This is a genomic window from Mesorhizobium sp. M0698, assembly GCF_040320455.1.
Classification (GTDB): Bacteria; Pseudomonadota; Alphaproteobacteria; order Rhizobiales; family Rhizobiaceae; genus Mesorhizobium.
Genome location: NZ_JAMYPQ010000003.1, coordinates 501,112 through 515,105 on the forward strand (window position 1 = coordinate 501,112; position 13,994 = coordinate 515,105).

At 62.8% G+C, this 13,994-nt stretch carries 12 protein-coding genes; 6 read left to right on the forward strand and 6 right to left on the reverse strand.

What is annotated here, in order from left to right; genetic code table 11:
* Positions 1-41: 41 nt before the first annotated feature.
* Entirely contained in the window at positions 42-881 is an 840-nt protein-coding gene (locus NKI16_RS10040; RefSeq protein WP_352570244.1) for a chromate resistance protein ChrB domain-containing protein, read from the forward strand.
* Positions 878-2,266, forward strand: coding sequence for a chromate efflux transporter (gene chrA, locus NKI16_RS10045; protein WP_352703327.1), 1,389 nt, complete (start codon positions 878-880; stop codon positions 2,264-2,266). The genes NKI16_RS10040 and chrA overlap by 4 nt, the downstream gene beginning before the upstream one ends.
* Positions 2,267-2,269: 3 nt before the next feature.
* Here the strand turns inward: chrA and NKI16_RS10050 are convergent, their stop codons facing one another.
* Both NKI16_RS10050 and pdxR read right to left on the reverse strand, forming a co-directional pair.
* Positions 2,270-3,859, reverse strand: coding sequence for a trimethylamine methyltransferase family protein (locus tag NKI16_RS10050; RefSeq protein WP_352455053.1), 1,590 nt, complete (start codon positions 3,857-3,859; stop codon positions 2,270-2,272).
* Between the two features lie 194 nt (positions 3,860-4,053).
* Complete coding sequence (gene pdxR / locus NKI16_RS10055) at positions 4,054-5,547, reverse strand: MocR-like pyridoxine biosynthesis transcription factor PdxR (protein WP_023676815.1); 1,494 nt, start codon at positions 5,545-5,547, stop codon at positions 4,054-4,056.
* Between the two features lie 255 nt (positions 5,548-5,802).
* On the opposite strand from pdxR, the gene pgi reads away from it, so the two are divergent.
* Both pgi and NKI16_RS10065 read left to right on the forward strand, forming a co-directional pair.
* The gene (gene pgi / locus NKI16_RS10060; RefSeq protein WP_352922624.1) at positions 5,803-7,446 is read left to right on the forward strand and encodes a glucose-6-phosphate isomerase; all 1,644 of its coding nucleotides are present in this window, start codon (positions 5,803-5,805) and stop codon (positions 7,444-7,446) included.
* Positions 7,447-7,451: 5 nt separating this feature from the next.
* The gene (locus NKI16_RS10065; protein WP_023676818.1) at positions 7,452-8,174 is read left to right on the forward strand and encodes an HAD family hydrolase; all 723 of its coding nucleotides are present in this window, start codon (positions 7,452-7,454) and stop codon (positions 8,172-8,174) included.
* Here NKI16_RS10065 and NKI16_RS10070 read toward each other — a convergent pair.
* From NKI16_RS10070 to NKI16_RS10085, 4 genes are all read right to left on the reverse strand, one after another.
* Entirely contained in the window at positions 8,158-8,814 is a 657-nt protein-coding gene (locus NKI16_RS10070; RefSeq protein WP_352755999.1) for a class I SAM-dependent methyltransferase, read from the reverse strand. The two genes, NKI16_RS10065 and NKI16_RS10070, sit on opposite strands and share 17 nt — an antisense overlap.
* Positions 8,815-8,899: 85 nt before the next feature.
* Positions 8,900-10,645: a long-chain fatty acid--CoA ligase gene (locus tag NKI16_RS10075; protein ID WP_352756000.1), complete on the reverse strand. Its 1,746-nt coding sequence runs from the start codon at positions 10,643-10,645 to the stop codon at positions 8,900-8,902.
* Between the two features lie 61 nt (positions 10,646-10,706).
* A complete protein-coding gene (locus NKI16_RS10080; RefSeq protein WP_352570254.1) occupies positions 10,707-10,925 on the reverse strand; it encodes a hypothetical protein in 219 nt (72 codons plus the stop codon).
* A 126-nt stretch (positions 10,926-11,051) separates the two neighbouring features.
* The gene (locus tag NKI16_RS10085; RefSeq protein WP_352570256.1) at positions 11,052-11,321 is read right to left on the reverse strand and encodes a hypothetical protein; all 270 of its coding nucleotides are present in this window, start codon (positions 11,319-11,321) and stop codon (positions 11,052-11,054) included.
* 13 nt (positions 11,322-11,334) lie between these two features.
* On the opposite strand from NKI16_RS10085, the gene NKI16_RS10090 reads away from it, so the two are divergent.
* Both NKI16_RS10090 and NKI16_RS10095 read left to right on the forward strand, forming a co-directional pair.
* Positions 11,335-12,927: an ABC transporter substrate-binding protein gene (locus NKI16_RS10090; RefSeq protein ID WP_023676821.1), complete on the forward strand. Its 1,593-nt coding sequence runs from the start codon at positions 11,335-11,337 to the stop codon at positions 12,925-12,927.
* A gap of 58 nt (positions 12,928-12,985) precedes the next feature.
* Positions 12,986-13,993 (forward strand): ABC transporter permease subunit, encoded by a 1,008-nt coding sequence (locus tag NKI16_RS10095; protein ID WP_023676822.1) that lies wholly within the window; start codon positions 12,986-12,988, stop codon positions 13,991-13,993.
* The last annotated feature ends 1 nt before the right edge of the window (position 13,994 follow it).

A 13,994-nucleotide genomic window follows, 5' to 3' on the forward strand; every position in this document is an offset into this window, starting at 1 on the left:
AATGTTCGCGTCCAAGCTTCTCTTTCAAGGAGGTGGACGCCATGCCGTCGACAACAACCATCACCGTACCGCAACTGTCCCGTCTGATTGGGCTGCCGGGTGCACCCGCGATCATCGATGTCCGCATCGACGATGACTACAACGCCGACCCGCGACTGCTGCCGGGGTCGGATCGTCGTGATTTCAGGAGTGTCTCGAACTGGGCTGCCGACTTCGCCGGCAGGCAAGTGATAGTTGTCTGTCAACAGGGAAAAAAGCTCTCGCAAGGCGTGGCCGCATGGCTACGGCAGGAGGGCGTTGCCGCCGAATCGCTCGATGGCGGGTTTGAAGCATGGCGCGATGCCAAAGGCCTTCTTGTTCACGCCGACAAGATACCGCCCGCCGATGCCAAGGGCCGCACCGTTTGGGTAACGCGTACGCGCCCGAAGGTCGATCGCATCGCCTGCCCCTGGCTGATCCGGCGCTTCATCGATCCTCACGCGGTCTTTCTCTTCGTCGAGCCGGCCGAAGTGGCGGCCGTCGCCGATCGCTTTCAGGCCATCCCTTTCGACATCGAGAACGTGTTCTGGAGCCACCGCGGCGAACGCTGCACCTTCGACACCATGATCGAGGAGTTCGGGCTCAAATCCGAAGCGCTCGATCGCCTGGCCACGATCATACGCGCTGCCGATACTGCGAGCCTCGATCTTGTTCCACAGGCGGCCGGGTTCCTGGCCGCCTCGCTTGGCCTGTCACGGATGTTTCGCGACGATCTAGAGCAGCTCGAGGCCGGCATGCTGCTTTACGATGCGTTCTTCCGCTGGTGCCGCGATGCAACCGAGGAGACGCATAACTGGCCGGTCGCCGGCGCAGTCAGTCTCGGCGCAGGCAAACCATCGTGAGCGCCGTCCTTTCGAAAAAGCCGGCGGAGATCCAGGAGCCCGCTGTGCCGAGCTTCCGGCAGGCCGTGAAGGTCTGGGCGAAAATCGGCGTGCTCAGCTTTGGCGGCCCGGCCGGGCAGATCGCGCTCATGCACAAGGAACTGGTCGAGGAACGGCGCTGGATCGGCGAACAGCGCTTTCTGCATGCGTTGAATTACTGCATGCTGCTCCCTGGCCCCGAGGCCCAGCAACTCGCCATCTATATCGGCTGGTTGCTGCACAAAACGGTCGGCGGCCTTGTTGCCGGCCTCCTCTTCGTCGTGCCGGGCGCGCTTGTCATGCTCGTCCTGAGCAGCCTCTATGCGCTCTATGGCGATGTACCACTCGTCGCGGCGCTGTTTTTCGGGGTCAAGGCGACCGTGCTCGCCATTGTCATCGAGGCGGTGATCCGGATCGGCAGACGCGCGCTGAAAAACCCGGTCATGGTGTCGATCGCACTCGCCGCCTTCATCGCCATCTACGCGTTGAACGTGCCGTTTCCGCTGATCGTGCTGCTTGCTGGGCTGGCAGGCTGGATCGGCAACCGTAGTGCGCCGGCAGTTTTTTCCGGCGCCTCGCATGGCAAGGGCGATGTTCCCGACATAAAGGGCGTGGTCGATCTGATGTTCGAGCGCGGTGAACTGACCCACGTCAGGCCGACACGATGGCACGCGCCGCGCACTTTGGCGATCTGGCTGCCGATCTGGCTGGGGCCTGTTCTGCTGGTCTGGGCTTTCACCGGCCCTGCCAGCGTTTGGACTCAAATCGGTGGCTTCTTCAGTGTCATGGCGGTCGTCACCTTCGGCGGCGCCTACGCAGCCCTTGCCTATGTCGCGCAGGCAGCGGTCGAGTACTTCGGCTGGCTGGCACCCGGTGAAATGGTCGACGGCCTCGGACTTGCCGAAACCACGCCGGGTCCGCTCATCCTGGTCTTGCAGTTCGTCGGCTTCGTTGCCGCGTTCCGCCAGCCGGGCTTGCTGGCGCCGCTACTTGCCGGACTGTTTGGCGGGCTGTTCACGCTGTGGGCGACGTTTACCCCATGTTTCCTATGGATATTCCTTGGGGCGCCTTACATCGAAGCGCTGCGCGGCAACAAGGCGCTGTCGGCGGCGCTCGGTGCGATCACCGCCGCCGTCGTCGGCGTCATCATGAATCTCGCTCTATGGTTCGGCTTGCACGTCATCTTCGGCGAAGTGCGCAATGTCGGGCTTGGAATGGACGTGCCGGTGCTTTCATCGATAGACTGGCGCGCTGCGCTGCTTTCCTGTGCCTCGATGATCGCCATTCTGAAGCTGAAGATCGGTATGCTGCCGACGCTTGCCGGATCGGCGCTGGCCGGTGTCTTGTTGCTGGCGGCAAGCGGGTAACGCTCAGCCGCCCATTCTGCCGCGCGGCAGCTTGATCATATCGCCGAAGCGGGCGCGCAATTTGTCGTCGACCGGCTTTGGCACATGGCGCGGGAAGCGTTCGGCAAGCACGCGTTTCTTCTCGATGATCGCCCGCTGCAGGATATCGGGCCTGCCTTTCTCATTCCATTCCTTCGGCGAAAAGCGGTCGCCGACGGCCGGATAGAAATATTCGGTCTGCATCAGCCGCAGCGTCTGCTCGTTGCCGAGATAATGGCCCGGGCCCTTCAGGCAGACATCGGCAATCGTGTCGATCGACAGCGACTCGTCCGTCACTTCGATGCCGCGCACGCAGCGCAGGCAGTGGCCGAGCATGTCGTTGTCGATGATCAGGCTCTCAAGGCAAAAGCCGAGCAGCGAGGCGTGCATGCCGGCCGATTCGTAAACCAGGTTGAGGCCGGCAAGACCGGCCATCACGTCGGTTATGCCCTTTTCGTAGCCGGACTGAATATCAGGCAGTTTCGAATCTGTCATGCCGGCGGCCGAACCGCCCGGCAGGTCGTAAAATTGCGCCATCTGCGCGCAGGCCGCGGTCAGCACCGCCTGCTCGGCCGAACCGCCCGACATGGCGCCGGTCCGGAGATCCGAGACAAACGGCCAAGTACCGAAAATCGCCGGATGGCCTGGCTTGATGGCGTTGACGTAGATGAGGCCGACGAGCACTTCGGCGACCGCCTGCACCACGGCGCCAGCAATCGCCGCCGGTGCCGTCGCACCCGCCTGTCCTGCCGACAGCAGCAGGATCGGAATGCCGCCCTCGACGCAGGCTTCGAGAACGCCACAGGCGTCCTCGGCAAACTTCATCGGCGGCACGACGAAGCAGTTCGAATTGGAGACGAAAGGCCGCGCGCGAAAATTCTCTTCGCCGCCCGCGATCGCATAGAGCATGTCGAGCGCCGGCTTGACGTTCTCACGCACGGTAAACGAGGTGCCGACATGCTTCGACGTGCCCATGACGCAGGCGTAGAGCGTGTTGAAATCCATATCGAGCGGGTCGGGAATGTCGCGCGGCACCATCGGCCGCTGGAAGAAATGGATGTTGTCGAGCCCTTCGACTAGGCGCGCGGCATCATAAATGTCCTGCAGCAGCGACTCGCGATACTCACGCTTTTCGACATCGACAAGATGCACCGCAGCACCGGCAGTGCCGTAGTGCACACGCTTGCCCTGGATCACCATGTCGTGCTTCGGATCCTGGCCGTGGAGGGTGAAATGCCGCGCCGCGTTCTTGATGGTGTCGAGCACAAGGCCGCGAGGAAAGCGCAGGCGGCCGTCCTCACTGAAGGTCGCGCCGGCTTTGGTCAGCGCCTCGATGCAGGAGGGGATGGCGTTGGCGAAGCCGACCGTCTCAAGAAGGGTAAGCACGGCCTCGTGGATACGTTCGCAATCGCTGCCGCTGAGCGGGCTGTAGCTTCCGCCTTCGAGGCCGGCACGCACCGGCTTGACGTCGTCGGCAAGCGGTGCCGCCCGCATGGCGCGGCGCGCCTCGCGCCCGCCGGACCGCCGCGAACGCTGGTCTGCGGACACGTCCTGCTTCTCATGGGCCATTGGCATGAAGGCACTCCAACTTTAGCTGCGGAGCGGGCGCGGCGGTTGGTCCACCATCGGCCTGCTTCGTCCCCTCTATACAGCGACTATGCCGCCGGCATTGGCACAGCCTATGTGCCAGCCGGTCCCGTCGCATATGCCAAGGAGCTAAAGAACCGGCGCCGCACTACATGCGCCAGGCTCCGGTCGGGGAAGGGAGATCAGGCCGCTGCCGGCCTGCGTCCAGCTGCCGTCGCCAGTTCGCGGATGCCGGGTTCGATGTGCTGCAACGCGATCGAGGAAATGCCCAAGCGCATGAAACGCGATGGCTTTTCGGTGCGGTCGAAGAAGCGGTCGCCAGGCTCGATGATGACGCTGCGCGAGGCCGCGGCCTCCGCCAGCCCGCGCGAATCGGTGCCGCGCGGCCCCTCGAGCCAGAGCGACGTGCCGCCGGCCGAATCGGTCGAGCGCCACTCCGGCAGGAAGGCGGAAATCGCATGGACCAGACGCTTGCGCCTCTCGTCGAAGGCGCTCGACAGCCGCCGCACCAGCGCCTCGTGATGGCCGAGCGACAGGAACAATGCGACGGCGCGCTGGTTGTTCGCCGGCGGATGGCGCAGCATGAAGCGGCGTAGCGCCCGAAGCTCGGAGATCAGCCCGGCCGAGGCGACGATGTAGCCGAGCCTGAGGCCGGGAGCCAGCGTCTTCGACATCGAGCCGACATAGACGACGCGGCCGGAGCGATCGAGGCTCTTCAGCGCCTGCTGCGGCGCCTCGTCCAGGAGCTGGCTGTCATATCCGTCCTCGATGATGATCTGGTTGTGCCGGTTGGCGCGCGCCAAAAGCTCCTGCCGCCGCTCTGCCGACAGCGGCACCATGGTCGGGCAATGGTGGCTGGGCGTGACGAAGACGAAGCCGGAATCATTGGGAATGGCCGAGGTTACGATGCCGGAGTGGTCAACCGGAACCGGCTGGATCTCGGCGCCGGCCAGCCGGAAGATCGAACGTGCATCGGGATAGCCCGGGTCCTCCATCGCCACCTTGGAGCCCTTGGTCATCAACAGCGTCGCCAGCATGTAAAGCGCGTTCTGCGCGCCCAACGTCACGATGATCTCGTCGGGATTGGCGAAGATGCCGCGTCGCGGCAGCAGCCGTGCCTGGATCTGCTCGATCAGGAGCGGATCGTCGCGGTCGACCATGTCGGATGCCCAGTTGCGGATTTCGAGCACCGCCAACGCCATGCGGTTGCACTCGCGCCATTCGGCGGTCGGGAACAGCGCCGGGTCGAATTGGCCATAGACGAAGGGGTATGACGACTTGATCCAGTTGTCGTGCTTGGCCGGCGGCGGCATGTCGCTCGCCGCGATCTGCCGACGCGCCTTCCAGTCGATCTCGTTGGCCTGGTCGGGCGCCTTCTGATGCGGCTTGGCCGGCGTCGCCAGCACTTCGGGATTGACGAAATGGCCGCGGCGCTCGCGCGCCACCAGGAAGCCTTGGTCGACCAGCTGCTGGAAAGCCAGCACCACGGTGCCGCGCGCCACGCCGAGTTTTTCGGCAAGAATCCGGCAGGACGGAAGCGGCATGGAAGCCGCGATCTGCCGGTCGAGGATGGCGGCGACGATCGCCTGGCGGATCTGCGCCTGCAGGGTCTGACCGGATTCCGCCGAAATCCGGAACAGGCCGGACCATATGGCCGTGTCGTTTCGCTGTGGCATGGGAGATGTTCCTCGATGGCCAGCTTTTTTCACTTGGCTGGACCAGTCGAATGTACCGGTGGCACAAGGTGTTGCGCCAATCAATTTTTCTGATCGCTGGGATTTATGCCAGTGATCCTTTGAGCCGGCCCACGCTGCGCTGCGGCATCGCTGCGCATTGAAACAGATGGAATTCGACCCGATAGTTTGCCGCGACGACACGCGCCGGAAACATCCGGCCTGATAAGATGCATCTCAAGAGACCGGAGCGAAGCAGTGGATCAATCGTCCTTTCAAAAGCAGCTCGACGCATTGCGCGATCATCGTGCGGCCAAATCGGGCTCGATGCGCGAGGCTTTCGCTGCCGATCCGCAGCGCTTCGAGAAATTCTCCGCCAGTGACGGCGACCTGCTGCTCGACTGGTCGAAATGCGCGGTCGATGCGCGGACTATGGAGTTGCTGGAGAAGCTGGCTGAGGCCGCTGACCTCGAAGGCCGGCGCGACGCGATGTTTGCCGGCAAGAAGATCAACGTCACTGAAGGCCGTGCCGTGCTGCACACGGCGCTGCGCAACCTGACCGGCAAGGGCATCGTGCTCGACGGCCAGGACGTGAAGGCGGAAGTCCTTGCCGTACTCGACGCGATGGGTGCCTTCGCCGACGCGGTGCGTTCCGGCAAGGCGGCCGGCGCGACCGGCAAGAAGATCACCGATATCGTCAACATCGGCATCGGCGGCTCCGATCTCGGCCCGGCCATGGCGACGCTGGCGCTGGCGCCCTATCATGACGGGCCGCGCGCGCATTACGTATCCAATATCGACGGTGCCCATATCCACGACACGCTGAAGGGTCTTTCCGCCGAAACCACCCTGTTCATCATCGCCTCCAAGACCTTCACCACGGTCGAGACGATGACCAATGCCGAAACCGCGCGCAGATGGGTCGAGAAGGCGCTCGGCAAGGAAGCGGTCGGCAAGCATTTCGCCGCCGTCTCGACGGCGCTCGACCTGGTCGCCAAATTCGGCATCGCGCCCGATCGCGTCTTCGGCTTCTGGGACTGGGTCGGCGGCCGCTATTCCGTCTGGGGTGCGATTGGTCTGCCGGTGATGATCGCCATCGGCCCGAAGGATTTTCGCGCCTTTCTCGACGGCGCCCATGAGATGGACGAGCATTTCCGCACCGCGCCGCTGGCGAAGAACCTGCCGGCGCTGATGGGGCTGATTGGCTGGTGGCACCGCGTGATCTGCAAATACCCCGCTCGCGCCGTCATCCCCTACGATCAGCGTCTGTCCAGGCTACCGGCCTATCTGCAGCAGCTCGACATGGAATCGAACGGCAAGAGCGTCACCCTGGACGGCGGCGCTGTAACGACGCCGACCGGCCCGCTGGTCTGGGGCGAGCCCGGCACCAATGGCCAGCATGCCTTCTTCCAACTTCTGCATCAGGGCACCGATTTCATTCCGGTCGAATTCCTTGCCGCTGCCGTCGGCCACGAGCCGGAACTGAAGCATCACCACGACCGTCTGCTTGCCAATTGCCTGGCGCAGTCGGAAGCCTTCATGAAGGGCCGCACGCTTGAGGAAGCCCGAGCGCAGATGCTGGCGAAAGGCATGAAGCCGGCCGATGTCGACAGGATTGCTCCGCACCGTGTCTTCTCCGGCGATCGCCCCTCAGTGACGATCCTCTACAGGAAACTCGACCCCCACACGTTCGGACGGCTGATTGCGCTTTACGAACACCGCGTCTTCGTCGAAGGCACGCTGTTCAACATCAACTCCTTCGACCAATGGGGCGTCGAACTCGGCAAGGAACTGGCGACCGGGCTGCTGCCCGTCGTTGAAGGCAAGGAGAACGCCGCAAATCGGGATGCCTCGACTGCCGGACTGGTGGAATACATTCACCGCTTGCGCGGCCTGGAGTGAAAAGCTTGGCGGACATCAAGGGAATATTGTTCGACAAGGACGGCACGCTCGTAGATTTCAACGCGACATGGCTGGGCATCGCCGACTTCATGGCGATGGATGCGGCCGAAGGCGATCGCTGGAGGGCAGACAGGCTGCTTGCGGCGGCGGGCTTCGACTTCGCCAACAAGCGCTTCAAGCCGGATTCAATTTTTGCCTCCGGCACCAACATGGACGTCGTCGAGCTGTGGTTTCCACGGCTGTCCGACGAGGACCAGATGCTTGCCGTCGCCCGCTTCAACGCCATCACTTCGGCGCAGGGATCGGCAATGGCGGTGGCGCTGCCGGGTGTGGTCGAGACGCTTGGCCTGCTTCACAGAAAATCCTACCGGCTTGGCGTCGCCACCAACGACTCGACCAGCGGCGCGGAAAAGACCTTGGTCACTCTGGGCGTCGCGCAGCTTTTCGAAGCCGCCTATGGTTACGACGCGGTGGCCAATCCAAAACCGGCGCCGGATACGATCCTTGCCTTCTCGGACCTGACAGGGCTCAGGCCGGCGGCGATCGCAATGGTCGGCGACAATCGTCACGATCTGGAGATGGCGCGCGCCGGCGGCTGCGGCCTGGCGATCGGCGTGCTGTCCGGCACCGGCACACGGGAATCGCTGTCGCAGATCGCCGACGTCATCCTGGATTCGGTTGCCGATCTGCCCGATTTTCTTGCGGCGCGGGTCAGCGAGACAGTCTAGACTCGCAGCTAGCTGGTCCGAACGAGAACACGCCGCTCGGTTTCATCGCCGCATTCCTGCCTTCGCCGACATCCGGCACCTCGTATTCGGCCAGCAGGCGAAGCCGCGAGCGGGGCAGATAGGCGCGGCCCGGATCGCCGATCAGCACGGCGATACCGGCTGCAAGGCAGCGGTCGAGGAAAGAAAGGGCCCGGCCGGCAAGATCATGGGCGTAAAACAGGTCGCCGACCACCACGACATCCACCGGTGGCGGCGGACCGCTGGTGATGTCTTCGCCAATGATCATGATAGCGACGCCGTTCGCAGTCGCGTTGAGGCCGAGCGCAACCACACCATTGCGATCGATCTCGGCCGCGACGACCGCGCTTGCCCCGGCTTTTGCCGCTGCAATGCCGACGAGACCCGAACCGGCGCCGAGGTCGAGCACGCGATGGCCGGCCACGGTCTCCGGCCGGTCGAATATGTAGCGGGCGAGCACCGCGCCGCCGGCCCAGACATAGGCCCAGTACGGTGGCTCCGGTTCAGGTCCGTCTTCTTCGGTCGCATGTTGGTTCCATTCGAGAAGCCGCCTGAGCCCGCTTCCCGGATGGGCGGTGTAAAGCCGAATTTCGGGAAGCGCGGGCACGGGGGCGATCCGCATGTTCGCCCGGATGAACTCTGCCGGGTCTGGGCGCGAACCTATACTCACGGCGTTGGCGCCGGCGATGCAATCGCTCAAGCTGCGCCTAGCCCCGCAACGCCCGTCGCAGGATCTTGCCGACCGGTGTCTTCGGCAGCTCGGTGCGGAACTCAATATACCTGGGACGCTTGTAGCCGGTCAGGTTCTCGCGGCAATAAGCCGTCAGCATGTCGGCGGTCAGTGCCGGGTCCTTCTTAACGACGAACAGCTTCGGCACTTCACCCGAATGCTCGTCCGGCACGCCGATCGCCGCCACTTCGAGTACGCCTGGATGCTGCGCCACCACTTCCTCGAGTTCGTTCGGATAGACGTTGAAGCCGGAAACCAGGATCATGTCCTTCTTGCGGTCGACGATCTTGGTGTAGCCAAGCTCGTCCATGAAGCCCATGTCGCCCGATTTGAAGAAGCCGTCCTCGGTCATCACCTTGGCGGTCTCGTCCGGCCGGTTCCAGTAGCCGGCCATCACCTGCGGTCCGCGGATGCAGATTTCGCCGACTTCGCCGAGCGGCAAATTGTTGCCGTCGTCGTCGCGGATGGCGATCTCGGTCGAGGGCAGCGGCAGGCCGATCGTGCCGGTGTAAACGCCGTCGCTGAATTTGTTGATGGTTGCCCCCGGCGAGGTCTCGGTGAGCCCGTAGGCCTCGCTGATCGGGCAGCCGGTCAGCGCCTTCCAGCGTTCGGCGATGGCCCTCTGCACCGGCATGCCGCCACCCAGCGTCAGGATCAGCGGCTTGAAATCGAGCTTGCGAAAATCCTCATTATTGAGCAGCGCATTGAACAGCGTGTTGAGGCCCGGAAAGATGTGGATCGGGTATTTCTGCAGCTCCTTGACGAAGCCGGGAATGTCGCGCGGATTGGGGATGAGGACATTCTGCGCGCCTTGCTGCATGCCTACCAGCACATTCGCCGTCAGCGCAAAAATGTGATAGAGCGGCAGCGCGCAGAGGAAGTTCAGATGCGCCGGCTTCGGCTTGGCGGCAAAAGCGTCTTCGGCCCACAGCGCGTTCTGCGCGACGTTCGCCAAAATGTTGCTGTGCAAAAGCATCGCGCCCTTGGAGATGCCGGTCGTGCCGCCCGTGTATTGCAGGAAGGCGATGTCGTCGGCCGCGACCTTTGCGGGCCTGAAGGCCATGCCGGTGCCGGCCTTCAGCGCGGCGTTGAACTTGACATGGCCGGGCAGCGACCATGCCGGCACCATCTTCTTGACGCGGCGTACAACGAAGTTGACGATCGTTCCCTTGAGCCCGCCGAGCATGTCGCCCATCGAGGCGACCACGACATGCTTGACCGCGGTCCTGGCGATCACCGCCTGCAGGGTGCAGGCAAAATTTTCGAGGATGACAATGGCTTGAGCGCCGGAATCCTTGAGCTGGTGCTCCAGCTCGCGCGGCGTGTAGAGCGGATTGATGTTGACCACGACATAGCCGGCGCGAAGCACTGCCATAATCGCCACCGGATATTGCAGCACATTCGGCATCATCAGGGCGACGCGCGCGCCCTTCTGCAGCCCCGTTGATTGCAGATAGGCGCCGAAGGCGGCCGACTGTCGCTCGAGGTCGGCATAGGTGATCGATTTGCCCATGCAGACGAAGGCCGGCCGATTCGCAAACTGCTTGCACACGGCGACGAGAAAGTCGCCGATCGAGCTGGAGGGCAGGTCGCCAATCTCGGCCGGCACGATCTTTGGGTAACTCTGGAGCCACGGTTTTTCAGGCAGGCCAGCGGCCAGTGCGGTGATCGCCCTCGGTAATCTCTTGGCCGGACCTGCCGGCGGTCGTGGCGCTGTCGGCACTGCCTTCGCCGCCGGCTTGGCGGCAGAGTTTGCAGCAGGCGCAGTCTTGCCGGTTGCCGGTTTAGCAGCCGTTCCAGCCGTGGTCTTCGCCGCCGGCTTCGCGCTTGCCTTCGCGGTAGCCGTCGGCTTGGCGGCGGCCGCTTTTGACTTGACCGCTTTCGATGTTGCCTCGGCCTTTGCTTTCGCCGCGTTGGTTGTCTTTGCCGGTTTTGCCACCTGTCGCTCCCTCAATCGTTCTTATTGTTTCGGCATGCTTGCGCGCCACCACCACCCTGATCAACAAAGATATCCCACGCTTGCCGCAATGTCCGGAACCTGGGAAAATCCGGCACGCTGCCCATCTATCTATGTATTGCCACAAGCGGCCGTGCAAGCCTCGCTACCTGGAGTGCGGTAAGACTTGCCGTCAAACCTCTTGGCCGGGACCGGTTTTCGGACGCGCATCGCTTGAACCGGACGGCTCGATTCCCCGATTGGCGGCATTGCCGATCAACAAAAAATTGAAGTCGCTAATAATGTCGTGATCTGCGGATTCGGCTGGTTTTTTCCACAATTCGCCGCATGCCGGAATTTTTTTCTGCTTCCCGTGGGTTAGGCAAACAAGCAGTTCCAAAGCTAGAAAAACGGTGCTTATATGCGGCCTTCGCGAGCCTGACAGAGGGGCTTGGAAGAACATCAGGGAGTGCTCAATGAAAAAGAAACTGACTTTTGCAGCCGCGTTGCTGGCTGCAAGCGTCCTCGGCGGCGTGGCCAATGCAAAACAACTGGTCTATTGCTCGGAGGCATCGCCGGCCGGCTTCGACCCGTCGCCATGGAGCGGCGGCAACGACTTCGACGCTTCGTCGCGCACCATCTATTCGCGCCTGGTCGAGTTCGAGCATGGCAAGACCACCATCTCGCCCGGCCTGGCCGAGAGCTGGACGGTTTCCGACGACGGTCTCGAATACACCTTCAAGCTTCGCCCGGGTGTGAAATTCCAGACGACCGATTATTTCACGCCGACGCGCGACCTCAACGCCGACGACGTGATCTTTTCCTTCGAACGCCAGTGGAAGAAAGAAAGCCCGTGGTACAGCTATCTGGAAGGCACCGGCTGGGAATATTTCACCGGCATGGGCTTCCCCGATCTCCTGAAGGAAATCGTCAAGGTCGACGACCTGACGGTGAAATTCGTGCTGAACAAGCCTGAAGTCGCCTTCCTGCCGGACCTCGGCATGGATTTCGCCTCGATCGTTTCCAAGGAATATGCCGACCAGCTCGACAAGGCCGGCACCAGGCAGCAGTTCACCCAGAAGCCGGTCGGCACTGGTCCGTTCCAGTTCGTCGACTATCAGGTCGATGCGGTCGTGCGCTATGCAGCATGGGACGGCTACTATGGCGGCCGCCAGAAGATCGATGATCTGATCTTCGCCATCACGCCCGACCCCGCCGTGCGCGCGCAGAAGCTGAAGGCGGGCGAATGCGATATCATGTCATACCCGGCGCCGGCCGACATTGCCGGACTGCAGGCCGACGCGAACCTCAAGGTCGACGAGCAGGAAGGCCTGAACATCGGCTACATGGCTTACAACACGACGCAGCCGCCCTTCGACAAGGTCGAGGTCCGCAAGGCCCTCAACATGGCGGTAAACAAGAAGGCGATCATCGACGCGGTCTATCAGGGCGCCGGTGCGCCGGCCATCAACCCGATCCCGCCGACCATGTGGTCCTATAACAAGGACATCAAGGACGATCCCTATGATCCGGAGGCGGCCAAGAAGATGCTGGCCGATGCAGGCGTCAAGGATCTGTCGATGAAGATCTGGGCTATGCCGGTCAGCCGCCCCTACAACCCGAACGCCCAGCGCGTCGCCGAGTTGATCCAGGCCGACTATGCCGCCGTCGGGGTCAAGGCGGAGATCGTCAGTTACGAATGGACCGAGTATCGCCAGCGCGGCAAGGCTAAGGATCGCGATGGCGCCTTCCAACTGGGGTGGACCGGTGACAATGGCGATCCGGACAACTTCTTTTTCCTGCTCGGTTGCGATGCCATCGGCCAGTCCAATTATGCGATCTGGTGCAACCAGGAATTCGAAGCCCTGCTGAAAAAAGGCAAGGCGACGACGGACGTCGCTGAGCGCACCAAGATCTACGAGGAAGCTCAGGTGGTGTTCAAGCGTGAGGCTCCGTGGCTGACCATCGCCCACTCCAAGGTCTTCATGCCGATGAACAAGAAGGTGTCGGGCTTCGTTATGGACCCGCTCGGCATTCATCGGTTTGACGGCGTCGACGTCACCGAATAAGTCCTGAGAAATTGAACGGCGGCGCTGGACTTCCCGCGCCGCCGTTCTATGAAGCAAGATGCTCCGTTATCTCCTCCACAAGCTCGCTTTGATCATCCCGACCGTGTTCGGCATATCGCTGGCGGCGTTCGCTTTCGTCCGGCTTCTGCCCGGCGATCCTATCCTGGCCCTGGCGGGCGAGCGCGGCGTCAGCCCCGAGCGCTACGCCCAGCTCATCGAGCAGTTTGGCTACAACCGGCCCTATGTCATCCAATACCTGGAATATATCGGCAGGGTTCTGACCGGCGATTTCGGCATATCCATTGCCACTAAGCGGCCAGTGCTCGGCGAATTCCAGGCGCTGTTTCCGGCCACGCTGGAACTGGCGACGGTGGCGTTGATCATCGCCGTCCTGCTTGGCATCCCCGCCGGCATTTTCGCCGCGGTCAAGCGCGGCTCCTGGTTCGACCAGGCGACGATGGGTGTCGCCCTGACCGGCTATTCGATGCCGATCTTCTGGTGGGGGCTGCTGCTCATTATCTTCTTCTCCGGCTATCTCGGCTGGACGCCGGTTTCCGGCCGTATCGGCCTGCAGTATTTCTTCAGGCCGACGACCGGGTTCATGCTCATCGACAGCCTGATCTCCGGCAGGAGCGGCGCTTTCAAATCTGCCGTCAGCCATTTGATCCTGCCGTCGATCGTGCTGGCGACGATCCCGCTTGCCGTCATAGCGCGCCAGACGCGCTCGGCGATGCTCGAGGTGCTGGGCGAGGACTATGTCCGCACCGCGCGCGCCAAGGGCCTGGCGCCGCGCCGCGTCATCGGTCTGCACGCTTTTCGCAACGCGCTGATCCCGGTAGTCACCACCATTGGACTGCAGGTCGGCACCTTGATGGCGGGCGCCATTCTGACCGAGACCATTTTTTCCTGGCCGGGCATCGGCAAATGGATGATCGATGCCATCGGCAAGCGCGACTATGTCGTCGTCCAGAGCGGATTGCTGATCATCGCGCTGATCGTCATGGCGGTGAACCTGATCGTCGACGTGCTCTACGCCGTCATCAATCCGCGCATCCGGGTGCAGTGAG

Excerpts from the sequence above, each read along its gene's own strand:
- NKI16_RS10040 (WP_352570244.1), top strand. The coding sequence starts at position 42 with ATGCCGTCGACAACAACCATCACCGTACCGCAACTGTCCCGTCTGATT.
- NKI16_RS10050 (WP_352455053.1), bottom strand. The coding sequence starts at position 3,859 with ATGCCAATGGCCCATGAGAAGCAGGACGTGTCCGCAGACCAGCGTTCG.
- pdxR (WP_023676815.1), bottom strand. The coding sequence starts at position 5,547 with ATGCCACAGCGAAACGACACGGCCATATGGTCCGGCCTGTTCCGGATT.
- NKI16_RS10070 (WP_352755999.1), bottom strand. The coding sequence starts at position 8,814 with ATGCGGATCGCCCCCGTGCCCGCGCTTCCCGAAATTCGGCTTTACACC.
- NKI16_RS10085 (WP_352570256.1), bottom strand. The coding sequence starts at position 11,321 with ATGTTCTTCCAAGCCCCTCTGTCAGGCTCGCGAAGGCCGCATATAAGC.
- NKI16_RS10090 (WP_023676821.1), top strand. The coding sequence starts at position 11,335 with ATGAAAAAGAAACTGACTTTTGCAGCCGCGTTGCTGGCTGCAAGCGTC.
- NKI16_RS10095 (WP_023676822.1), top strand. The coding sequence starts at position 12,986 with ATGCTCCGTTATCTCCTCCACAAGCTCGCTTTGATCATCCCGACCGTG.